At 71.6% G+C, this 21,061-nt stretch carries 23 protein-coding genes; 18 read left to right on the forward strand and 5 right to left on the reverse strand.

Annotated features, from left to right (window positions below; translation table 11 throughout):
- Positions 1-24: 24 nt before the first annotated feature.
- The 4 genes from dut to ACNKF0_RS10970 are packed head-to-tail and all read left to right on the forward strand — an operon-like array spanning position 25 to position 2,289.
- Positions 25-507: a dUTP diphosphatase gene (gene dut, locus ACNKF0_RS10955; protein ID WP_299929658.1), complete on the forward strand. Its 483-nt coding sequence runs from the start codon at positions 25-27 to the stop codon at positions 505-507.
- Positions 508-550: 43 nt separating this feature from the next.
- A complete protein-coding gene (locus ACNKF0_RS10960; protein ID WP_299929655.1) occupies positions 551-1,186 on the forward strand; it encodes a DUF3710 domain-containing protein in 636 nt (211 codons plus the stop codon).
- Positions 1,187-1,189: 3 nt separating this feature from the next.
- Positions 1,190-1,552: an OB-fold nucleic acid binding domain-containing protein gene (locus ACNKF0_RS10965; protein ID WP_299929652.1), complete on the forward strand. Its 363-nt coding sequence runs from the start codon at positions 1,190-1,192 to the stop codon at positions 1,550-1,552.
- A complete protein-coding gene (locus tag ACNKF0_RS10970) occupies positions 1,549-2,289 on the forward strand; it encodes a DUF3159 domain-containing protein (RefSeq protein WP_299929649.1) in 741 nt (246 codons plus the stop codon). Before ACNKF0_RS10965 ends, ACNKF0_RS10970 begins: the two co-directional genes overlap by 4 nt.
- Positions 2,290-2,300: 11 nt before the next feature.
- Here the strand turns inward: ACNKF0_RS10970 and ACNKF0_RS10975 are convergent, their stop codons facing one another.
- Both ACNKF0_RS10975 and ACNKF0_RS10980 read right to left on the reverse strand, forming a co-directional pair.
- The gene (locus ACNKF0_RS10975; RefSeq protein ID WP_299929646.1) at positions 2,301-2,972 is read right to left on the reverse strand and encodes a potassium channel family protein; all 672 of its coding nucleotides are present in this window, start codon (positions 2,970-2,972) and stop codon (positions 2,301-2,303) included.
- A 14-nt stretch (positions 2,973-2,986) separates the two neighbouring features.
- Entirely contained in the window at positions 2,987-3,649 is a 663-nt protein-coding gene (locus ACNKF0_RS10980; protein WP_299929643.1) for a potassium channel family protein, read from the reverse strand.
- A 55-nt stretch (positions 3,650-3,704) separates the two neighbouring features.
- Here ACNKF0_RS10980 and ACNKF0_RS10985 point away from each other — a divergent pair, with 55 nt between their 5' ends.
- The 4 genes from ACNKF0_RS10985 to ACNKF0_RS11000 are packed head-to-tail and all read left to right on the forward strand — an operon-like array spanning position 3,705 to position 8,891.
- A complete protein-coding gene (locus ACNKF0_RS10985; RefSeq protein WP_416958318.1) occupies positions 3,705-5,756 on the forward strand; it encodes an APC family permease in 2,052 nt (683 codons plus the stop codon).
- 10 nt (positions 5,757-5,766) lie between these two features.
- The gene (locus tag ACNKF0_RS10990; RefSeq protein ID WP_416958320.1) at positions 5,767-6,990 is read left to right on the forward strand and encodes a class I SAM-dependent RNA methyltransferase; all 1,224 of its coding nucleotides are present in this window, start codon (positions 5,767-5,769) and stop codon (positions 6,988-6,990) included.
- Between the two features lie 20 nt (positions 6,991-7,010).
- Positions 7,011-8,516: a hypothetical protein gene (locus ACNKF0_RS10995; RefSeq protein ID WP_416958322.1), complete on the forward strand. Its 1,506-nt coding sequence runs from the start codon at positions 7,011-7,013 to the stop codon at positions 8,514-8,516.
- Between the two features lie 18 nt (positions 8,517-8,534).
- The gene (locus ACNKF0_RS11000) at positions 8,535-8,891 is read left to right on the forward strand and encodes a hypothetical protein (RefSeq protein ID WP_416958324.1); all 357 of its coding nucleotides are present in this window, start codon (positions 8,535-8,537) and stop codon (positions 8,889-8,891) included.
- A gap of 9 nt (positions 8,892-8,900) precedes the next feature.
- On the opposite strand, the gene ACNKF0_RS11005 is transcribed toward ACNKF0_RS11000, so the two are convergent.
- Positions 8,901-9,440 (reverse strand): AAA family ATPase, encoded by a 540-nt coding sequence (locus ACNKF0_RS11005; protein ID WP_416958326.1) that lies wholly within the window; start codon positions 9,438-9,440, stop codon positions 8,901-8,903.
- 151 nt (positions 9,441-9,591) lie between these two features.
- On the opposite strand from ACNKF0_RS11005, the gene ACNKF0_RS11010 reads away from it, so the two are divergent.
- From ACNKF0_RS11010 to ACNKF0_RS11030, 5 genes are all read left to right on the forward strand, one after another.
- Positions 9,592-12,426, forward strand: coding sequence for an aconitate hydratase (locus tag ACNKF0_RS11010; protein WP_416958328.1), 2,835 nt, complete (start codon positions 9,592-9,594; stop codon positions 12,424-12,426).
- The gene (locus ACNKF0_RS11015; RefSeq protein ID WP_416958330.1) at positions 12,423-13,019 is read left to right on the forward strand and encodes a hypothetical protein; all 597 of its coding nucleotides are present in this window, start codon (positions 12,423-12,425) and stop codon (positions 13,017-13,019) included. Before ACNKF0_RS11010 ends, ACNKF0_RS11015 begins: the two co-directional genes overlap by 4 nt.
- 86 nt (positions 13,020-13,105) lie before the next feature.
- Complete coding sequence (locus ACNKF0_RS11020; protein WP_416958332.1) at positions 13,106-14,467, forward strand: hypothetical protein; 1,362 nt, start codon at positions 13,106-13,108, stop codon at positions 14,465-14,467.
- On the forward strand, positions 14,454-14,963 hold the full coding sequence (locus ACNKF0_RS11025; RefSeq protein WP_416958334.1) for a SigE family RNA polymerase sigma factor: 510 nt from the start codon (positions 14,454-14,456) through the stop codon (positions 14,961-14,963). Before ACNKF0_RS11020 ends, ACNKF0_RS11025 begins: the two co-directional genes overlap by 14 nt.
- Positions 14,964-14,972: 9 nt before the next feature.
- Positions 14,973-15,647, forward strand: coding sequence for a DUF3105 domain-containing protein (locus ACNKF0_RS11030; RefSeq protein ID WP_416958336.1), 675 nt, complete (start codon positions 14,973-14,975; stop codon positions 15,645-15,647).
- Between the two features lie 31 nt (positions 15,648-15,678).
- Here ACNKF0_RS11030 and ACNKF0_RS11035 read toward each other — a convergent pair whose 3' ends face one another.
- A complete protein-coding gene (locus tag ACNKF0_RS11035) occupies positions 15,679-16,515 on the reverse strand; it encodes an alpha/beta fold hydrolase (RefSeq protein ID WP_416958338.1) in 837 nt (278 codons plus the stop codon).
- Positions 16,516-16,653: 138 nt separating this feature from the next.
- Between ACNKF0_RS11035 and ACNKF0_RS11040 the strand changes: the two genes are divergently transcribed.
- Both ACNKF0_RS11040 and ACNKF0_RS11045 read left to right on the forward strand, forming a co-directional pair.
- Positions 16,654-16,959 (forward strand): thiamine-binding protein, encoded by a 306-nt coding sequence (locus ACNKF0_RS11040; protein ID WP_299928794.1) that lies wholly within the window; start codon positions 16,654-16,656, stop codon positions 16,957-16,959.
- Positions 16,949-17,353 (forward strand): YjbQ family protein, encoded by a 405-nt coding sequence (locus ACNKF0_RS11045; protein WP_416958341.1) that lies wholly within the window; start codon positions 16,949-16,951, stop codon positions 17,351-17,353. The genes ACNKF0_RS11040 and ACNKF0_RS11045 overlap by 11 nt, the downstream gene beginning before the upstream one ends.
- 84 nt (positions 17,354-17,437) lie before the next feature.
- On the opposite strand, the gene ACNKF0_RS11050 is transcribed toward ACNKF0_RS11045, so the two are convergent.
- On the reverse strand, positions 17,438-18,499 hold the full coding sequence (locus ACNKF0_RS11050; RefSeq protein WP_416958343.1) for an IS110 family transposase: 1,062 nt from the start codon (positions 18,497-18,499) through the stop codon (positions 17,438-17,440).
- Between the two features lie 317 nt (positions 18,500-18,816).
- Here ACNKF0_RS11050 and ACNKF0_RS11055 point away from each other — a divergent pair, with 317 nt between their 5' ends.
- The 3 genes from ACNKF0_RS11055 to ACNKF0_RS11065 are packed head-to-tail and all read left to right on the forward strand — an operon-like array spanning position 18,817 to position 21,052.
- A complete protein-coding gene (locus ACNKF0_RS11055) occupies positions 18,817-19,233 on the forward strand; it encodes a hypothetical protein (RefSeq protein ID WP_416958345.1) in 417 nt (138 codons plus the stop codon).
- Positions 19,234-19,253: 20 nt separating this feature from the next.
- Positions 19,254-20,120 (forward strand): NUDIX domain-containing protein, encoded by an 867-nt coding sequence (locus tag ACNKF0_RS11060; protein WP_416958347.1) that lies wholly within the window; start codon positions 19,254-19,256, stop codon positions 20,118-20,120.
- On the forward strand, positions 20,117-21,052 hold the full coding sequence (locus ACNKF0_RS11065; protein WP_416958349.1) for an SMP-30/gluconolactonase/LRE family protein: 936 nt from the start codon (positions 20,117-20,119) through the stop codon (positions 21,050-21,052). The genes ACNKF0_RS11060 and ACNKF0_RS11065 overlap by 4 nt, the downstream gene beginning before the upstream one ends.
- The last annotated feature ends 9 nt before the right edge of the window (positions 21,053-21,061 follow it).

Genomic DNA, 21,061 nt, shown 5'->3' on the forward strand with positions numbered 1-21,061 from the left:
GCAGAGCCTATAGATTCACTCCCCGTGCCCGACCACGACCCAACCCCCGACCCAACCCCCGACCTGGACATCGCGATCGTCCGCCTCGACGCCGACCTGCCGCTCCCGTCGTACGCACACCCGGGAGACGCCGGCGCCGACCTGCACACCACCGTCGACGTCGACCTCGCACCCGGTGAGCGGGCGCTCGTGCCGACGGGCATCTCGATCGCGCTGCCGGACGGGTACGTCGCGCTCGTGCACCCGCGCTCCGGGCTCGCCGCCCGCCACGGCCTGTCGATCGTGAACACCCCGGGCACGATCGACGCGGGCTACCGCGGCGAGGTCAAGGTCATGCTGATCAACCACGACCCGGTCGAGTCCGTGACCCTCCGCCGCGGCGACCGGATCGCCCAGCTCGTCGTCCAGCGGTTCGAGCGGGCGCGGTTCGTCGAGGTGGGGGTGCTGCCCGAGTCGATCCGGGGCGCCGGGGGCTACGGTTCTACAGGTACCGGTTCGCGTCCCTGAGCCGGAACGCGTTCGAAGGCGCGCTGATCGAAGGAGTGCAGACGTGAAGTTCCGCCGCAAGGCAGACACGACCCCGGCGACTGCGGAGACCTCCGCGGAGAGCGCCGCGGACGACACCGCCGGCCCGGCTGCGGGCACCGGCCCGTTCGACGTGACCCAGGTCGAGGGCGACGGCGTCGAGCGCGCCGACCTCGGCTCGGTCCTGGTGCCCGCGATCGCCGATCGCGAGCTCCGGTTGCAGGTCGACGAGAAGAGCGGCCAGGTCCGCGCCGTCATGCTCGCCGGCTCCGACGGCGCGTGTGAGTTCCAGGCCTTCGCCGCCCCGCGCAACGGTGACCTGTGGTCCGAGGTCCGCCCGCAGATCGCCGAGGACATGGCGCGCCGCGGGGGCCAGGCCACGGAGCGCGAGGGCCGCTGGGGCACCGAGCTGGTGTGCCAGATGCCGGTACGACGCCCCGACGGGACCACGGCCACGCAGCCCTCACGCATCGTCGGTGTCAACGGCGACCGTTGGATGCTCCGCGCCTCCTTCCTCGGAAAGCCGGCCGTCGACCCCGACACGACCTCCGACTGGGAGGACGCGCTCGCGCAGATCGTCGTACGCCGCGGCGACCAGGCGATGCCGGTCGGCGAGCCGCTGCCGGTCACGCTGCCGGACGACGCCCGCCGGGTCAGGTGAGCCGTGGCCGAGAAGAGCCGGCTGCGTCAGGCGCTCTCCCGGTGGGCGGACAGCTCCGAGGCCCATCAGCGCGACCTGCGCCAGTCGCACGCGACCAACGAGGCCATCGCCATCGCGGACGCCCCCGAGCGTGAGCACGTGGTCGTCAACGGCGTGCTGCGGACGGTCACGCTTCGCCCGCGCGGTGGCGTCCCGGCCCTCGAGGCCGAGCTGGACGACGGCTCGGGCGTCATCACCGTGGTGTGGCTGGGGCGGCGCCGCATCACCGGCGTGGACCCCGGCCGGTCGGTGAGCGTCGCCGGCTGCATCGGGCGACAGGGCGGCGTGCCGATCATGTTCAACCCCCGATACGAGCTGCGCCCGTGACCGACCCGACCAGCGATCCGGCTGCCAAGCCCACGAGCGCCATCACCCCCACCACCGACACGGTCGAGGCCGTGGTGCGCGGCCAGCTCGCCAAGGCGCTCGGCGGCCGGCGGGGCATGGCCGAGGCCGCGGTCCCGACCATCCTGTTCACCGTCACCTGGCTGACGATGCGCGACCTCAACCTCGCGCTGTCGATCAGCATCGGTGCGGCGCTCGTCCTGCTCGCCATCCGGTTGGTGCAGCGCTCGACGGTCCAGTTCGTCGTCAACGCCCTCTTCGGGATCGGCATCGGCTGGTACTTCGTCTACCGCGCCGCCCAGTCGGGCGGGTCGGAGCAGGAGCAGGCGCTCGCCTACTTCCTGCCCGGGCTGCTCTACAACGGCGGGTACGCCGTCGTGCTGGCGTTCACCTGCCTCATCGGCTGGCCGCTGGTCGGCTTCATGGTCGGCAGCATCACCGGCGACCCCACGGCCTGGCACTCCGACAAGCAGGTCGTGAAGCTCTGCAACCGGCTGACCTGGCTCCTCGTCGCCCCGTGCCTGCTGCGGGTGGCGATCCAGGGACCGATCTGGCTGGGCGGGAACTCCGGCTCGATGGACCCCGACGCGGCGGTGGCCGCCCTCGGCGTGCTCAAGATCGCGCTCGGCTGGCCGTTGCAGCTCGCGGCGCTCGCCTCGATGATCTGGCTGCTCTCGCGCAACAAGACGCCGGTCGCGCAGGACGCCGCGACCGCCTGAGGGCCCCGCCCTCAGCCGTGGTGCTGGACGGGGGAGAGGAGCTGCTCGAGCTCGGACTCGACCTCGGCGGGCACCACGAACAGCAGCTCGTCGCCGGACTCCAGCGGCTGCTCGGCCTCGGGCGTGTAGACCTGCCCGTCGCGCAGGATGGTCACGAGCGCGCAGTTCTCGGGGAACGGCACCAGCCCGGCGGGCGTGCCGACGTAGGGGGAGTCGGCCGACAGGGTGAGCTCGACCAGGTTGGCGTTGCCCTGACGGAAGGTGAACAGGCGCACCAGGTCGCCGATCGAGACGGCCTCCTCGACGAGCGCGGACATGATGCGCGGGGTGGAGACGTTGACGTCGACGCCCCACGCCTCGGTGAAGAGCCACTCGTTGTTGGGGTGGTTGACCCGCCCGACGGTGCGGGGGACGCCGAACTCGGTCTTGGCGAGGAGCGAGGTGACCAGGTTGGCCTTGTCGTCACCGGTCGCGGCGATGACCACGTCGCACTTGCCCAGCTGCGCCTCGGCGAGCGAGGACAGCTCGCACGAGTCGGCGAGCAGCCACTCGGCGTTGGGGACGCGCTCGGGACGGATGGCCGAGGGGTTCTTGTCGATCAGCAGGATCTGGTGACCGTTCTCGATCAGCTCCCGGGCGATCGATCGACCCACGGCTCCGGCTCCGGCGATGGCGACGCGCATGTCTCAGATGTCCTTCAGTCGTCTTCGGGGCCGGCCTCGAGCACGGCGTAGGCGTGGGCGGCGTTCTCCTCGCGGATCACGATGTGCAGCATGTCGCCCTCCTGCAGCACGGTCTCGCGGGTGGGCAGCATGCCCTCGCCGAGCCGGTCGATCCAGGCGATCCGGCTGCGCGACTGCATCTGGAACTCGACCGTGCGGTTGCCGACCCAGACCTCGGGGACGGGGATGTGGTCGACGCGGATCGTTCCCGACGGGTCGCGGAAGTCGGGCTCGGCCCCCGCCGGCAGGATGCGACGCAGGACCTGGTCGGCCGTCCACTTCACGGTGGCCACGGTCGTGATGCCGAGGCGCTGGTAGACCTCGGCGCGGCCGGGGTCGTAGATGCGGGCGACCACCTGCTGGAGGCCGAAGGTCTCCCGGGCGACCCGCGCGGCGATGATGTTGGAGTTGTCACCGCTGGAGACCGCGGCGAAGGCGTCGGCGCGGCGGATGCCGGCCTTCTCCAGCACCTGCTGGTCGAAGCCGTAGCCCGTGATCTTGTCACCGTTGAACTCCGGGCCCAGGCGACGGAAGGCGTCGGGCTCGCTGTCGATCACGGACACGGTGTGGTTGCGGTCCTCGAGGCTACGGGCGAGCGTCGAACCGACGCGGCCACAACCCATGATCACGACGTGCACGCCAGAACCGTATCCCAGCAAGGATCTGGATCGTCGCGGGTCTAGGCTCGCGCCCGTGAGTGTCGGCGACGTGTCCAAGCGGATCCTGCTGGGTCGCAAGCTGCGCAGCAGCCAGCTGGGGGAGACGCTCCTCCCCAAGCGGATCGCCCTGCCGGTGTTCGCCAGCGACGCACTGTCGTCGGTGGCCTACGCCCCGGACGAGGTGTTCATCATGCTCGCCGTCGCCGGCGCGTCGACGTACGTCTGGTCGTGGAAGATCGGTCTCGCGGTCGCGCTGGTGATGCTCACCGTCGTCGCCAGCTACCGCCAGACCGTGCACGCCTATCCGTCCGGCGGCGGCGACTACGAGGTCGCCACCGTCAACCTCGGCCGCAACGCCGGCGTCACGGTCGCCAGCGCGCTGCTGGTCGACTACGTGCTCACCGTCGCCGTGTCCATCTCGTCGGCCTCCCAGTACGCCGCCGGTGCGATCCCGCCGTTGATCGGGCACGAGGCGACGGTCGGTGTCGTCGCAGTGGCGCTGCTGACCGCGATGAACCTGCGCGGCGTGCGTGAGTCGGGCTCGTTCTTCGCCGTGCCGACGTACCTCTTCATGGTGGCCATCCTCGGCATGTGCGCCTACGGACTCCTGCGCCTGCTGGCCGGCGATCTTCCCGAGGCGGAGAGCGCCCATCTCGACATCGCGCCGCAGCCCGGGTGGGAGGAGCCGCTGACCCAGATCGCGCTGATGTTCCTGCTGGCGCGGGCGTTCTCCTCCGGGTGTGCTGCGTTGACGGGCGTCGAGGCCATCAGCAACGGCGTGCCGGCCTTCCGCAAGCCCAAGAGCCGCAACGCCGCCACCACGCTGCTCATGCTCGGCCTGATCGCGATCACGATGATGATGAGCGTCATCGTCCTCGCCAACCAGATGACGATCCGCTACGTCGACCCGCACGAGCTCGACCGCCTCCGCACGGCTGCCGGGGGCGCTGTGCCGGACAGCTACGAGCAGCACCCCGTGATCTCCCAGATCGCGGAGGGCTTGTTCATGGACACGTTCCCGCCGGCCTTCTACTTCGTCGTCACCGTCACCGGCGTCATCCTCGTGCTGGCGGCCAACACCGCCTTCAACGGCTTCCCCGTCCTCGGCTCGATCCTCGCCCAGGACGGGCTGGCCCCCCGGTCGCTCGGCTCGCGCGGCGACCGGCTCGCGTACAGCAACGGCATCGTCTTCCTTGCGGCCCTGTCGATGCTGCTGATCTGGGTCTTCGACGCCGAGACCACCAAGCTGATCCAGCTCTACATCGTCGGCGTCTTCGTCTCCTTCAACCTCAGCCAGCTCGGGATGATCCGCCACTGGACGCGTCACCTGCGCACCGAGCGCGACCCGGCCGTACGCCGCCGGATGATGCGCTCGCGGGCCATCAACACCTTCGGCCTCGGGATGACCGCAGTGGTCCTGGTGATCGTGCTGATCACCAAGTTCCTCGCCGGTGCGTGGATCACGATCCTGGCGATGGGCTTCTTCTTCCTCGTCATGCAGGCGATCGGGCGCCACTACGCCCGCGTGGAGCTCGAGCTCGCGGCCGACGAGCAGGACAAGGTCATGCCGACCCGGGTGCACGCCATCGTGCTCGCCTCCAGGCTGCACAAGCCGACCCTGCGCGCGCTCGCCTTCGCCCGCGCCACCCGCCCCAACGTGCTGGAGGCGATCTACGTCAGCGTCGACGCCAAGGCCACGACCCGGTTGCTCGAGGAGTGGGACGACCGGCACCTCGACATCCCGCTCAAGGTGCTGCACTCGCCCTACCGCGAGGTGGTGCGCCCCATCGTGGAGTACACCCAGGAGATCCGGCGCGCGAGCCCGCGCGGCGTCGTGGCGGTCTACATCCCGGAGTACGTCGTCGGGCGCTGGTGGGAGCAGCTCCTGCACAACCAGACCGCGCTGCGGCTCAAGGGACGGCTGCTGTTCACGCCGGGCGTCATGGTGATCTCGGTGCCCTACCAGCTGCGCTCCTCCCAGATGGCCGAGGAGCGGCGCCGCGACGAGGTCCGGGTGCACGCCGGCGACCTGCGCCGTGGCCGGGTGGCCTCGCGCAACAACAACCGGCAGATCGACGACGAATGACCACGCCACGATGAGCCGCCACAACCGCACCCGCCGTGCCCGCGGCCGCTCAAGGGTGGGGGAGCGCTTCGAAGTCGAGGTGGGACCCGTCGCCCACGGCGGGCACTGCGTCGCGCGGCTGCCCGAGCCCGAGTCTCGGGTGGTGTTCGTGCGCCATGCCCTGCCCGGGGAGCGAGTGGTCGTCGAGATCACCGAGGGCACCGACGGCGACCGCTTCTGGCGCGGCGACGCGGTGGAGGTGGCGACCGCGTCCGCCGACCGGGTCGAGGCCCCGTGCCCCTACGCCGGCCCGGGCCTGTGCGGCGGGTGCGACTTCCAGCACGTCGCGGTGCCGGCCCAGCGCGACCTCAAGACCGCCGTGGTGCGCGAGCAGCTCGTCCGCCTCGGGCGCCTCGACGCGTCCTCGTCGCTCGTCACCGGTCTCCAGGTGCAGGCCGTCCCAGTCCCCGACCGCCCCGACGACGGCCTGCGGTGGCGCACCCGTCAGCGCTACGCCATCGGCCCGGACGGCCGTCCGGCGATGCGGGCGCACCGCTCCCACGACCTCGTCCGGGTCGACGACTGCCTCATCGCCGCCGAGGGTGCGCGACCCGGCGACGCGGTCGACGAACCGCTGGGCGAGGGGGGCGCACCACGCCTGTCACGAGACTCGGTGAGCCACGAGGTCACGGTCGGCGCCGACGCGCACCCGTTCTCCGCCGCCTCCGACGGTTTCTGGCAGGTGCACCCCGAGGCCCCGCGCGTGCTCGTCGAGAGCGTCCTCGAGCTGCTCGACCCGCGCCCCGGCGAGCGCGCCCTCGACCTCTACGCAGGCGTCGGGCTGTTCGCCCGGTTCGTGGGCGAGGCCACCGGCGCCCGGGTGGTCGCCGTCGAGGCGGACCGGACCGCGTGCACCCACGCCCGCGCCAACCTGTCGGCGCTGAAGGGCGCCGTCGTCGAGTGCGGCCCGACCGACCGGGTGCTGCGTTCGGGCCTGGACGAGCCGTTCGACCTCGTCGTGCTCGACCCGCCGCGCGAGGGCGCCAAGCGCGCCGTCGTGGAGCAGGTGGTCGACCGCCGCCCCCGCGCCGTGGCGTACGTCGCCTGCGACCCCGCCGCGCTCGGGCGCGACGTCGCGATCTTCGCCGAGCACGACTACGAGCTCACGGCCATCCGGGCCTTCGACCTGTTCCCGATGACCCACCACGTCGAGTGCGTCGCGCTGTTGAGGAGAACCGGCCCCGGCCTGCCGTGACGTCGAACTAGGATCGCGCGGTGCGTCTGGTCTCGGCAGTCCTCGGCTTCGCACTGAGGAAGGTGGGTCTGCTCCTCGCGGTCGTCCTGTCGATGTTCCTGGGCTTCCTGCTCGTCCAGGCCGCGGTCCCGGCCCTCAAGGACGCCGTCACGGACCGCGAGCGGCTGCAGCAGGTCCGCGCCGAACGCACAGCGCTCGACAGCGATCTCGAGCAGCTCCGCGCCGAGGCCGAGCAGGCCCGGGCCGAGGCCGTCACGTCGCTCGAGGGCACGATCGGCGCGGAGATCGACGGGCTGGATCGACAGGCATCGGAGCTGGCGTCCGCCGTCGAGGACAACCGCGAGCAGCGGGACAACGTGTGCGGCTTCTGGGAGAGCCTGCCCGAGCGGCTGCCGATCGGCCCGAACCCGTGTGAGGACGCGACGAAGCTGCTGGAGAAGGCCGAGCAGGCGCAGGCCACGGTCGAACGGAATCTGGCCGAGGCCGAAGCCGATGCTCTGGTCCTACGCGACCCAGCGTTGACGAACGAGCAGAAGCTCGAGCAGCTCGGCGTGAGCGGCGCCTTCTCGTCCGCCGAGAGGGAGATCGACAGCAAGCAGTCGGAGCGTGAGCAGAAGCAGGCCGAGGAGCGCAGCCTGGAGGAGGCCCAGGGATCGGGCGTGGGATGGGTCGTCGACCAGTGGGCCCGGTCGTGGAGGTGGCTGGCCGCCATCGCCCTGCTCGTGCTCGTCATGCCCCCAACGCTGCGGGCCATCAGCTACTTCGTGCTCATGCCGCTGGTCCACCGGGCCCAGCGGCCGATCCACCTGTCGGAGGGGGCAGAGACCGAGCGGAGCGACCTCCGCACCACTCGCGCCGAGCGCACCCTGACGATCGAGCTGGGCCCCGACGAGGTGCTGTCGGCGCGGTCGGAGCACGTCCGGCCGGTGCAGGGCCCGATCCGCGGCCACCTCCTGTACGACTGGTCGTCGCCGTTCATCAGCTACGCGGCCGGGCTCTACGGCCTGAGCCGGGTCACGGGCGATGAACGCGTCACCACGGCGACGCTGGCCACCCCGGACGACCCGGACTCGTACCTCATGCGCATCGACTTCCGGGACCACCCGGGTCTGGTCATGCGGCCGCGGCACGTCGTCGGTGTGATCGGCTCACCGGAGCTGAAGACGCGGTGGCGGTGGGGAATCCAGTCCCTGGCGACGTGGCAGGTGCGCTACATCATGTTCTCGGGCAGCGGGAGCCTGATCGTCCAGGGATGCGGCGACGTGGTGGCCACGAGCCCGCGCAGCGGGACCACCCGGATGGAGCAACACCTCGTGATGGGCTTCGACTCCCGCCTGCAGGTGGGTGTCAACCGGACCGAGGTGTTCTGGCCGTACCTGTGGGGCCGGACCCCACTGGTCGACGACGAGTTCAGTGGCTCGCACCCGCTCTTCTGGCAGAAGGCGAGCGCCGACGGTCCCAGGAACCCGATCGCCAAGGCGTTCGACGCCTTCTTCTCGGCCTTCGGCAGGATCTTGGGCTTCTGATCGTGGCAGGGTGACGCCATGGCCACGTACGACGTGAACCCGGCGGCGGTCGCGCACGCACGCAGGCTCATCGACGGCCGGCAGTACGTCCTGGACAGCGACTGGGGCCAGGTGCAGCCGCGGGCGGAGGACGAGAACGCCTACCTCGAGCGCCACTCGTGGGACGACTACGGAGCCTGGCACCTGGGCCTCACCGAGGGCGCCAACGACGGGACCAAGGCCCGCTACGCGTTCGTCTACGGAGACCTGCGTCGCGTGCACCGCTCGGGCCTCATCGCGTGCGTCTACCGCGCGTCCGAGTGGCGGCACAAGGCTGTCGAGCTGGCCGCGCACGACCTGCTCCAACGGCTCGACCAGATGGCCGGGATCGACTGACGGGCCGCGTCAGCGACGGGCGGTCACGAGGTCCGACAGTGAGGTGAGGGCCGCGTCGCGGTCCGTCGCATCGACCACGGTCCACCCGTGCTGCGGTGCGAGGTCGAGCAGCTGCCGCCGGCCCTCGAGCACCAGCTCGTCGCCGCCCCGCTCCTCGATGATGCGCGAGACGACGGTGTTCACGGGCGTGGCGGCGCGGGCGTGCAGGCGGGGGAGCAGGGCCTCCGGCTCGACCGTCAGCACCACGCCGACGTACGACGCCCCTGCCGCCGCCGCGGCCGCCTCGAACCGCTCGGCCTGGGAGGGCGTGACGATGAGCTGGGGGAGCACCACGTCGCGACCGGTGGCGAGGTAGGCGGTCAGCAGGGCGAGGGCGGAGGCCCGGACGGCCTCACCGGTGCCGACGAAGTCGTCCTCCCAGCCCGAGACCCACGACCGCAGCTCGTCGATGTCGCACACGAGGGTGCCCGGGTGCGAGGCGGCGTACGCACGGGCGAGCGTGGACTTGCCGACACCGGACGGTCCGTTGAGGTGGAGGAGGGTCGGCACGCGGGGAGGCTAGCCGAGCCAGCCGGGCGTGTGTGATATCTTGACATCAAGATACTGCGATGTCAGAACTAGGGGTCCCCCTGCTTCCCGCGCCTCAGGGTGCGACGGCAAGATGGATGCGAACCCGCGAACTCCCGAGGAGATGTGGCTGATGGCCAGTCAGGACAGCTTCGGTGCCAAGGGCACCTTGGACGTGGACGGACAGTCCTACGAGATCTACCGACTCGACGCGGTCGAGGGTGAGGGGCTCGACGTCCAGAGCCTGCCCTTCTCGCTGAAGGTGCTGCTGGAGAACCTGCTCCGCACCGAGGACGGCGCGGACATCACCGCCGACCACATCAAGGCGATCGCCGGCTGGGACGCCAGCGCCGCGCCCGACCAGGAGATCCAGTTCACGCCTGCCCGCGTGATCATGCAGGACTTCACCGGCGTCCCCTGCGTCGTCGACCTCGCCACCATGCGCGAGGCGATGGCCGAGCTCGGCGGCGACGCCACCAAGATCAACCCGCTCGCGCCCGCCGAGATGGTCATCGACCACTCGGTGATCGCCGACGTCTTCGGCTCCGCCGACGCCTTCGAGCGCAACGTCGAGATCGAGTACGAGCGCAACCGCGAGCGCTACCAGTTCCTTCGCTGGGGCCAGGGCGCCTTCGACGACTTCAAGGTCGTCCCGCCGGGCACCGGCATCGTCCACCAGGTCAACATCGAGCACCTCGCGCGCGTCGTCATGGTGCGCGACGGCGTGGCCTACCCCGACACCTGCGTCGGCACCGACTCCCACACCACGATGGTCAACGGCATCGGCGTGGTCGGCTGGGGCGTCGGCGGCATCGAGGCCGAGGCCGCGATGCTCGGCCAGCCGGTCTCGATGCTCATCCCGCGCGTCGTGGGCTTCAAGCTGTCGGGCGAGCTGCCCGCGGGTTCGACGGCCACCGACCTCGTGCTGACCATCACCGAGATGCTCCGCGAGCACGGTGTGGTCGGCAAGTTCGTCGAGTTCTACGGCGAGGGCGTCTCCGCGCTGCCGCTGGCCAACCGCGCCACCATCGGCAACATGAGCCCGGAGTTCGGCTCGACGATCGCGGTCTTCCCGATCGACGACCAGACGATCGACTACCTGCGCCTGACCGGCCGCACCGACGAGCAGCTCGCCCTCGTCGAGGCGTACGCCAAGGAGCAGGGGCTGTGGCACGACCCGAGCGCCGAGCCGCGCTACAGCGAGCGCCTCGAGCTCGACGTCTCCACCGTGGTGCCGTCGCTCGCCGGCCCGAAGCGTCCGCAGGACCGCGTCGAGGTCAGTGCGGCCAAGGACTCGTTCCGCGCCGCGCTCGCGGACTACGTCGACGAGGGCGACTCCGACCCGGACGACGCCGCCGAGGCCACGGGCTACGACGAGGCGGTCGAGGAGTCCTTCCCGGCCTCCGACTCGCCGAGCCACGAGGGCGGCAACGGCAAGCCCGTGCACGCCGACGCCCCGAAGGACGCCGGTCGGCCCACGAAGCGGACGAAGGTCTCGCTCGACGGCCAGGAGGTCGAGATCGACCACGGCGCCGTGGTGATCGCCGCGATCACGTCGTGCACCAACACCTCCAACCCGAGCGTGATGATCGGTGCCGCGCTGCTGGCCAAGAAGGCCGTCGAGAAGGGCCTGACCCGCAAGCCGTGGGTCAAGACCTCGCTCGCGCCCGGCTCCAAGGTCGTCTCCGACTACTACGACCGCTCGGGACTCACGCCCTACCTCGACAAGCTGGGCTTCAACCTCGTCGGCTACGGCTGCACGACCTGCATCGGCAACTCCGGCCCGCTCATCCCCGAGGTGTCCGCGGCCGTCAACGAGGCCGACCTCGCGGTCGTCTCGGTGCTGTCCGGAAACCGCAACTTCGAGGGCCGGATCAACCCGGACGTGAAGATGAACTACCTCGCGTCACCGCCGCTCGTCGTCGCCTACGCGCTGGCCGGGTCGATGGACGTCGACCTCTTCGGTGACCCGCTGGGCCAGGACTCCGACGGCAACGACGTCTTCCTCGAGGACATCTGGCCGAGCCCGCAGGAGATCGAGGAGACGATCGCCCAGGCGATCACCTCCGACATGTTTGGCGACTCCTACGCCGACGTCTTCAAGGGTGACGAGCGCTGGCAGTCGCTGCCCACCCCGGAGGGCAACACCTTCGAGTGGGACGAGGACTCGACCTACGTCCGCCGTCCTCCCTACTTCGACGGCATGCCCGACGAGCCGGAGCCGGTCACCGACATCGTCGGCGCCCGCGTCCTGCTCAAGCTGGGCGACTCGGTCACCACCGACCACATCAGCCCGGCCGGTGCGATCAAGAAGGACAGCCCGGCAGGCCACTACCTCGCCGAGCACGGTGTCGAGCAGCGTGACTTCAACTCCTACGGCTCGCGCCGCGGCAACCACGAGGTCATGATCCGCGGCACGTTCGCCAACATCCGCCTGCGCAACCAGATCGCGCCGGGCACCGAGGGCGGCGTGACCAAGGACTTCACCAAGGACGGCGAGGTCACCAGCGTCTACGAGGCCAGCCAGAGCTACCAGGAGGCCGGCACCCCACTGGTCGTCCTGGCCGGCAAGGAGTACGGCTCCGGGTCCTCGCGCGACTGGGCCGCCAAGGGCACCGCGCTGCTGGGCGTCAAGGCCGTCATCGCCGAGTCCTACGAGCGGATCCACCGCTCCAACCTCATCGGCATGGGCGTCATCCCGCTGCAGTTCCCCGACGGCAAGACCGCCGACGACCTGGGCCTCACCGGTGCCGAGATCATCTCGATCAGCGGCATCACCGAGCTCAACGACGGCACCACGCCGAAGACCGTCACGGTCAAGGTGGAGCCCGCGCCCGGCACCGACCAGGCGCACGGCGAGACCAGCGATTTCCAGGCCACCGTCCGGATCGACACCCCGGGCGAGGCCAACTACTACCGCAACGGCGGGATCATGCAGTACGTCCTGCGCAACCTGCTGCGCGGATGACCGACCCTGCCGCCGATCCGGCGGCGGTGTGGCGCGGCCGCGTCCAGGACCACCTGGACGCGGCCGGCCGCCCGCCGCTGGGCGGCATGGCCGACTGGGAGGTCTTCCCCTTCGAGCGCGACGGGCTCACCCCGAAGCCGATGGGGGAGCGGGTCGTCCCCGAGCCGTCACGGGACCGCTCGCCCGACGCCTGCGGCACCTGCAAGGCCCTCGGGCGTGACGACCTCGTGCTGCACACCGGGTCCCGGCTCGCGGTGATCCGGCCGGGCGGCACCAGCCTGATGTTCGTCGCCAACGTCGTCTCGCGCGAGCACGAGCGGCTCGACGACCTCGACGAGGCTGCCGACGAGGAGCTCGGTCGGCTGGTGGCGCGCACCTACCGCGCCCTGCGCGCGCTCCCCGGCGTCGGCAACGTCCAGGTGAGCAAGTGGGAGAACGGCGGCGGCCACCTGTCCGTCAACGTGCTGGCCCGCCCGCTCGGGGTGCTCGAGCTCCGCGGCTCCAACCTGCCGGTCTGGGCCGACATGCTGCCCGACATCCCGCAGGACGAGTACGACGAGCGCGCCGACGACGTACGCACTGCCCTGGCCTGAGAAATCCCCCGGAGCCACCCCACCGGATGCGCTCCTCGTGGCGTGTGGACGTGTGAGGCTGTGCCGCACACGAGGGGGATCCACGCATGACCGCACCACCCATCGACGTCGCCGAGCGGCTCGAGCGCCTGGCCGCACACGCGCCGGCCGGCGTCATCGAGCCCGACTCGGTCTGGACGCACGGTCGCCGACGGCAACGCGGGAGGCTCGCAGCCGCGCTGGCCGCCGTCGTGGCGGTCGGGCTGCTGGGTACGACGGCGACGCCGCTGCTGCTCGAGCGGGTGCAGCGCGTCGAGCCGGCGGACTCCGCGCAGCCGATGGTCCTGCCCGACGTGGTCCGCCAGCCGGGGAGCTGGGAGTCCGCCTTCCCGAGCGTCCCGGGACGGCTCTCGGCCGTCGGCATCGGCACGCGGTCGGGCCTGTGGTCGGACCGCAACGCCTTCTGGGGCGTCTCGGCGACAACGGGGGAGTCGCGGTTCCTCGACCTGCCCGACGCGCTCGAGCTCGGTCAGGTCGCCGTGTCGCACGACGGCTCGCGCGTGGCGTACTGGATCGCGACGACTGCCGACGCCGACGCGCTCGGGCAGGCGGGGGAGAGCGCGATGCTCGCCGACGGGGTCGCCGTGCTCGACCTCGAGACCGGCGAGCGCGACGTCTGGACCATCGAGTCCGACCACGGGTTGTGGACCGGCGGCCTGGCCTGGGCGGGGGACGTGCTGTGGTGGTCGGCTGGCCCCGCGCAGGCTCGGGAGGACGGTGCGCTCACCGCGCGGACCCGGACCCACACGTGGGACCTGGGTACCGACGAGCGCGAGGACGCCACCAGCCCGGCCGGCCGCCGCGTCAGCGCCAACGGCGTCGGCGACGCACCCGGCGGCTTCGTCGAGCAGGGCCGTTCCGGCCAGGTCGAGGTGGTCATCGGCGACCGTGACCCGCGGACGCTCCGGCTCGAGCTCCCGGCCGGCGCGCCCGACGAGGCGGGGACCGTCCACGCGGCACTCAGCACCGACGGGGCCCGCCTGGCGGCCCTGCTGATGCCCGACGCCAGCATCTACGACTCGACGCCCAAGCCGGTCGTGGTGGGCGCCGTCGCCGGCACCCGCGTCGCGCTGCGACAGGTCGACGACGCCGTCGCGGGGACGGTCCTGGGGTGGCGTTCCCCGACCGAGGTGGTCGTGGCCGGGCTGGACGAGGTGGAGGAGGGTCGGCCCCAGCGCGTCCACCGGGCGTGGGCGCTCGACGTGGTGAGCGGTGCGCGGACGGACCTGACGGAGTTCTCGGGCAGCACGCCGCAGGTGGCCGCCGACGCGTGGACCGCCGAGGTCGTGCCCGCCCCGGACGCCCCGTTCGCTCCCGACCCTCGAGTGGTGGGGGCCGGCGGGATCCTCGCCCTGGTCTTCTGCATCTCGCTCTGGCGCGACCTGAGGCGGCGACGTGGCCACGCCTGACGGCTTCGCCGAGTTCGTCGTCGCGCGGCAGGCCGCGCTGCTGCGGACGGCGTACCTCCTCACCGGGCACGCCCAGGACGCCGAGGACCTCGTGCAGGCCGCGCTGGTCAAGGTGGTGCCGCAGTGGCGGCGGATCCGGGACAACCCCGAGCCCTACGTCCGGCGGACGATGGTCAACGAGAACGTCTCGCGCTGGCGGCGCCGACGCTGGCGCGAGCAGGCGAGCGACGTGCTGCCCGAGGCGCTGTCGCACGACCCGGACAGCGCCGATCTCATCGCCGTACGTGATGCGCTGCGGTCGCTCGCGCCGCGGCAGCGAGCCGTGCTCGTGCTGCGCTACTACGAGGGACTCTCCGAGGCGGAGATCGCGGCGCAGCTCGGCATCGCGCCCGGTACGGTCAAGTCACAGGCGCGCGACGGGCTGGCGCGCCTGCGGCTTGCGCTGCCCGCAGACGACGAGGATCGCACCGACGTGGTGTTGGACCTGCGTCGGTAGCCTGACGCCGTGAGCGACGTCCAGCACCCCGGTCCGCCCGAGGCGGTCGAGCAGCAGGACCCCGGCCCCGTGGTCGGCACCGCGCCCGTCGTGGAGCGTCCGCGGCGGAGCCTGCCCCTGGTGCTGGCGAGCGTCGCGGCCGCGCTCGTGCTCGGCGCAGCCCTCGTCGCGCCGCTCGTCGACCGGGCGATCCGCGGTGACGAGCGGGAGCAACGCGCCCTCGACCTCACCCTCGTGGAGACCTGGGAGATCACCGACCGCTCCCACACCACCGACGACGTGACCTACGAGCAGCACCCGCCCGCCGGAGGCGCCCACGCTCCCATCTGGCTGGCGTGCGGCGTCTACGACGAGCCGGTCCGCGACGAGAACGCCGTCCACGACCTCGAGCACGGCACCGTGTGGATCACCCACGACCCCGACCTGTCGGAGGACGACCGCGCAGCGCTCGCCGAGCAGCTGCCCGACAACGGCATCATGTCGCCGCGCGAGGACCTGCCCTCGCCCGTCGTGGTGACGGTGTGGGGCGCGCAGCTGCAGCTCGACGGTGCGGACGACCGGCGGCTGGGGCTCTTCCTCGAGGAGTACGGCGACGGGCACACCGCCCCGGAGTTCGGGGTGAGCTGCCAGGGCGGCACCCCCGACCCCCAGGGCGGGCTGCCCGAGCAGGGCACCGACGCCTGAGGCGGGGGCGGTCTGCTCGGGCGGGCCGGCCTCAGCGGGCCAGGAAGTCCAGCAGCGCGGCGTTGAACTCGTCGGCGTGGCTGACGTTGAAGCCGTGCGGCGCGTCCGGTACGACGACGAGCTCCGAGCCGGCGATCGCCTCGTGGGTGCGCTTGCCCGAGCCCTCGAACGGGACCGTGGCGTCGCTGTCGCCGTGGATGACGAGCGTGGGCACCGTGACCTGGGTGAGGTCGTCGCGGAAGTCGGTCGTGCCGAAGGCCTCCATGCAGCCCAGCGCCGCCTTCTGGTCGCTCTGGTGGCACATCGCAATGGCCTCCTGGCGCTGCTCCTCGGTGACCTTCAGCTCGCCCTTGGCGGAGAAGAAGTCGCGGGTGAAGCCGTCGAAGAACGTGGTCCGGTCCTCCTCGAGCCCCTGGGTCATCTCGGTCGCGGCCTCCTCGGTGAGCGGCCCGTCGGGGTTGTCGTCGCCCTTCATCAGGTAGGGCGGGACGGCGGCCGCGAACACGACCGAGTGCAACCGCTCCTGGCCGTGGCGGGCGATGTAGCGGGCCACCTCACCGCCGCCCATCGAGAACCCGACGAGAGTGACGTCGGTGAGGTCGAGCTCGGAGAGGATCCCGTCGAGGTCGTCGGCAAGGGTGTCGTAGTCGTAGCCCTTGGACGGCTTGTCGCTGCGACCGAAGCCGCGACGGTCGTAGGCGACGACGCGGTAGCCGGCGGCGCTCAGAGGGCCGACCTGCTCGCTCCACGACTCGCCGGAGAGGGGCCAGCCGTGGATGAGGACGACGGGCCGACCGCTCCCGCCCGAGTCCTCGACATGGACCTTGGTGGAGCTCAGCAGGCCAGAGCTTGCGGTGACGTCAGGCACGTGGTGTCCCTTCGTTGGGGCCCCCGGGTGGGAGGGCCGTTCCTTGGTCCTTCGAACGTAGGCACGGGCGTGGATGGGTCGTTCCACCCGCCGGGGTGGCCGCGGCCCGGGAGGCGGGGCGTGCCCTAGCGTGGAGACATGCTCGTCGCCTTCTCGATCTCACCCATGTCCAGCGATCCCTCCGGCTCGGTCACCGACGCGGTCGCCACGGCCGTCCGCGTCGTACGCGAATCGGGGCTGCCCCACGAGACCAACGCGATGTTCACCAACGTGGAGGGGGAGTGGGACGAGGTGATGGCCGTGGTCAAGCAGGCCGTCGACGCGGTCGCCGCCGTGTCGCCGCGGGTCGGCCTGGTGCTGAAGGCCGACATCCGCCCCGGCTACGAGGGCCAGCTGACCGCGAAGGTGGAGCGGATCGAGGAGGCGCTGCGCGATGGACAGTGAGATCCGCACCTACCGCACCGGCGCGGACGAGGTCGTGCTCGACCTGACGCAGGACGCGGTCGAGTTCGTGGACGGACGCGGCGACGGGCTGCTCCAGGTCTTCGTGCCCCACGCGACCGCCGGCATCGCGGTGATCGAGACGGGCGCCGGGTCGGACGACGACCTGCTCGCCGCCCTGCGCGACCAGCTGCCTCCCGACGACCGCTGGCGCCACCGCCACGGCTCGCCCGGCCACGGCCGGTCCCACGTCATGCCGGCGTTCGTGCCGCCCCACTGCACGGTCCCGGTGCTCGGAGGCCGGCTCGCGCTCGGCACCTGGCAGAGCATCTGCCTGGTCGACCTCAACGTCGACAACGACGAGCGCCAGGTGCGCTGGTCGTTCCTGGCGGGCTGAGCGCCCTGCCCGTGCACAGCGGGGAGCATCGCCGTGACATGTCGAGGCCGTCCTTCCCCGTTGACCCGACGCTCCTATGGATCGTCAAGTCATGATCGGTCGGTGTTCGAGTAGTCGGTAGAGGTCTCGGGCGATGTAGCGCTTGAGACATCTCTTGATCTCGCGGGTGGTCTTGCCCTCGGTCGTGCGACGCGCGACGTAGTCGCGGGTGTTTTGGTCGTAGCGGATCCGGGACAGCGTGATGGTGTGCAGGGCGCGGTTGAGTTGTCGGTCGCCGTAACGGTTGAGTCGGTGCCGGGTGGTGACCTGGCCGCTGGTGGCTGGGATCGGCGCGACGCCGGCGAGCATCGCGAAGGCGGCCTCGGAGTGGATGCGGCCGGGGTGGGACCAGGCGCACAGCACGGTCGCGGCCACGATCGGTCCGACGCCGAGCTGCTCGAGGAGGTCGGGACGCCAGGACCGCACGATCACCTTGAGGGCCTTCTCGTGCTCGTCGGCCTCCTCGGCCAGCGCACGGGCGCGGCGGGCCAGGGACCGCAGCACGGTCACAGTGGTGGTGGTCTCCACGTCCCACGACGGGTGGACCCGCAAAGCGGCGGCGGTCTTGAGCATGGCCGGCAGCTTCTGGTTGCGGAACCGGGCGCGGATCTGTTCGGGGGCGGCGATGACGAGGCTGAACACCTGCCGCTGCGCGTCGCCGGCGGCGTTGACCGCGGATCGACGTGCGGCCAGCAGCACCGACAGGGCTTGACGGTCGCCGCCGCTGCGCGGGCCACCGAGCCGGGGCCGTGACAGCGCCTCCCGGGCGGCGCGGATCGCGTCGATCGGGTCGGACTTCGCGCCGTGACGTCGCTTGGCGCGTTCGGGGCGGTCGAGCTCGATCACGACTTCCTCGCGCCGTTCAAGGTGGCGGGTCAGGCCGGCGCCGTGACCGCCGGTGCCCTCGATCGCCCACGCGCGCAGGGTTGCGTGCTCGTCGGCGAACTCCACCAGCTGTTCGTATCCGTCGGCGGTGGCCTCGACGGTGATCTCGGCGAGCACGCCACCGGTTCGGGCGTCGATCGCGGCCGCGGAGTGGGTGTGGACGTGGGTGTCGACGCCGATGACGACATCGACCACCTCGCGTAGATCGGTCAGACTGGTCATTGCGTTCTCTCCTTGCCTGGGAGCGGATGTGGTTTCCGGTCCGGGGCGGAGATTCGGCAGGACTGTGATGAGACACGACCGGTGCGCGAACACCGGTCGGTCAAGCTCCTGATCAGGCCAGCTACTCCGACCGGGCCGGGGCCGGCAACCACGAGCGGACAAGTCGCGCGGAAGGCACGAAGCCAGTCAGTCGATGGGTCACACCCGCAGTCACCGCCCCACAGCCCAGCACCATCAGGCTGCGAAGGGAATCCTCACAGTCAGTCGAGCAGACGCCACCCATTCCGAGTCGAACGCGTGTTCGATAGACTGGCCGCGTGTTCCCCGCTCCGCAGCCCCGCCAGCGGCCCACCCCGCCCGAGGGGCACCGCGGGGTCGCGCCGCCCGGGTGGCCGCGGCAGGTGCGGCCGCCGGACGCGCCCGACTGGGAGGCGACCGCCGCGAGCTGGCTGCTCGACCTGTGCCCGCCCGACTACCGCCGCTTCTCGGGGCTGCGCCGGCACGTCGTCGTCCTGGCCCGCTTCGCGGTGCTGCACGTCGAGGCCCAGCAGCTGGCGACCCGCCGCGGGCTGAGCGAGATCCGCGGCGACCTCAAGGACCTGGCTGACGAGGCGGTCGTGCTCGCGGCCGTGCAGACCTTCCAGCTCGAGGACGCCCGCCTGCTCGGCGTACGCCGCGAGGTGGGGCTCGTCGAGGACGCCCTACGAGGGCGTCGCTACCGGGTGCGGATGTGAGGTCTGGCTAGGGTCGCGTGATGCACAGGTTCGCCGCCGTCGCCGTCATCGACCCGCAGGGGCGGCTGCTGATGCAGGAGCGCGACGACGACGTGCTCCACGAGCCGGGCCGCTGGGGCTATCCCGGCGGGGACCTCGAGGCCGGCGAGGACTTCCGCGCCGCCGCGGTCCGTGAACTCCGCGAGGAGACCGGGCTGGTCGTCGACATCCACGACCTCGAGTCGCTGGGGGTGCGGCGGTTCCGCAGCGACGGGTGCGGCGGGGACGACGAGTTCGAGCTGTTCGCGGTCCGGACCATCGCCACGCAGGCGAACGTGGTGTGCGGTGAGGGCCGCCAGATGGTCTTCGTCCACCTCGATGACGTCGCCGACCGCCCGCTGCACAGGGCGACGGAGCTGACCCTCCACCGGGTGCGCGAGTGGTCCGAGGCCCACCCCTTCGACCCCGGCCCGGACCCGAGGAGGTTCGCGGGGATCATCCTCGTCGACCGCCGGGGCTGGATCCTGCTGCAGGAGCGCGACGAGCACCCGCGGATCGACCCGGAGAAGTGGGGCCTGGCCGGCGGGCACGTCGACCCGGGTGAGGACTTCGAGCCCGCCGCCCACCGCGAGCTGGAGGAGGAGACCGGGGTCCGGATGCCGGCCGGCAGCCTGCGCCTGTTCCGGGAGTTCGTGGTGGACCACCACGAGGCCTACGGCTCGTGGGACGTGATGCAGGTCTTCGTCGCCGCCACCGACCTCACGGACGCCGACATCGACTGCCGGGAGGGACGTCAGATCGTGTTCGTCGACCCCACCGTGGCGCGCGGGCTCGACCTCAGCTCGGCCGCCACCGACATCGTCCCGGCCTTCCTCGACAGCGATCTCTACGCCAGCATGGCGCCATGACCGATCGCACCCTCACCGTCCACCCCGTCCCGTCGATGGGTGCCGAGGACGTCGTCGTCGCCCCCGACGGCACGGTCTTCACCGGCACCGAGGACGGGGTGATCTGGGCGCTCGACCCGGCGACCGGCAGCACCCGCCGGGTCGCCGACACCGGCGGCCGGCCGCTCGGCCTCGAGCTCCTCCCCGACGGCGACCTCGTCGTCTGCGACGCCCGGCGAGGCGTGCTCCGGGTCGCGCCCGCGACCGGCACCGTCGAGGTGCTGGTCGACCGGGTCGAGGGCCGAACGATGCAGTTCTGCAACAACGCCGCCGTCGCCTCCGACGGCACGATCTGGTTCAGCGACTCCTCGCTCCACTACGGCGTCGACCGGTGGAAGGACGACTTCGTCCAGCACACCCGGACCGGCCGGCTGCTCCGGCGCGACCCCGACGGTTCCGTCGAGGTCGTCCTCGAGGGTCTCGCCTTCGCCAACGGCGTCGCGCTCGCCGCCGACGAGTCCTACGTCGCCGTGGCCGAGTGCCGCGGCCGCACCGTCGTACGACTCTGGCTGACCGGACCGCGCGCGGGGGAGCGCGACCACCTCGTCGCCGACCTCCTGGGCTATCCCGACAACATCAGCCGGGGCAGCGACGGGCTGATCTGGATCGCGGTGGCGAGCCCGGTCGACGGCCTCGTCGAGCGGCTCGGGTCGGCGCCGATGGTGCTGCGCAAGGCGGTCACGCGGATCCCCGAGGCGCTGCAGCCCAAGCCGGCCCAGACGATCCGGGTCCAGGCCTACGACGACGAGGGCCGCCTGGTGCACGACCTCGACCTGCCCCGGCCGGACCACGGTCCCGGCTACCACATGGTCACCGGGGTCCGGGAGCACGAGGGACGCGTGTGGCTGGGAAGCCTCCACGAGCCGTCGGTGGCGGTCCTCGACCGCCCATGAAATAGACTC

The organism is Nocardioides sp. T5 (genome assembly GCF_048161455.1).
Lineage (GTDB): Bacteria > Actinomycetota > Actinomycetes > Propionibacteriales > Nocardioidaceae > Nocardioides.

Excerpts from the sequence above, each read along its gene's own strand:
- ACNKF0_RS10975 (WP_299929646.1), bottom strand. The coding sequence starts at position 2,972 with ATGCGCGTCGCCATCGCCGGAGCCGGAGCCGTGGGTCGATCGATCGCC.
- ACNKF0_RS10990 (WP_416958320.1), top strand. The coding sequence starts at position 5,767 with ATGAGCCGCCACAACCGCACCCGCCGTGCCCGCGGCCGCTCAAGGGTG.
- ACNKF0_RS11000 (WP_416958324.1), top strand. The coding sequence starts at position 8,535 with ATGGCCACGTACGACGTGAACCCGGCGGCGGTCGCGCACGCACGCAGG.
- ACNKF0_RS11010 (WP_416958328.1), top strand. The coding sequence starts at position 9,592 with ATGGCCAGTCAGGACAGCTTCGGTGCCAAGGGCACCTTGGACGTGGAC.
- ACNKF0_RS11015 (WP_416958330.1), top strand. The coding sequence starts at position 12,423 with ATGACCGACCCTGCCGCCGATCCGGCGGCGGTGTGGCGCGGCCGCGTC.
- ACNKF0_RS11020 (WP_416958332.1), top strand. The coding sequence starts at position 13,106 with ATGACCGCACCACCCATCGACGTCGCCGAGCGGCTCGAGCGCCTGGCC.
- ACNKF0_RS11040 (WP_299928794.1), top strand. The coding sequence starts at position 16,654 with ATGCTCGTCGCCTTCTCGATCTCACCCATGTCCAGCGATCCCTCCGGC.
- ACNKF0_RS11045 (WP_416958341.1), top strand. The coding sequence starts at position 16,949 with ATGGACAGTGAGATCCGCACCTACCGCACCGGCGCGGACGAGGTCGTG.
- ACNKF0_RS11050 (WP_416958343.1), bottom strand. The coding sequence starts at position 18,499 with ATGACCAGTCTGACCGATCTACGCGAGGTGGTCGATGTCGTCATCGGC.
- ACNKF0_RS11060 (WP_416958347.1), top strand. The coding sequence starts at position 19,254 with ATGCACAGGTTCGCCGCCGTCGCCGTCATCGACCCGCAGGGGCGGCTG.
- ACNKF0_RS11065 (WP_416958349.1), top strand. The coding sequence starts at position 20,117 with ATGACCGATCGCACCCTCACCGTCCACCCCGTCCCGTCGATGGGTGCC.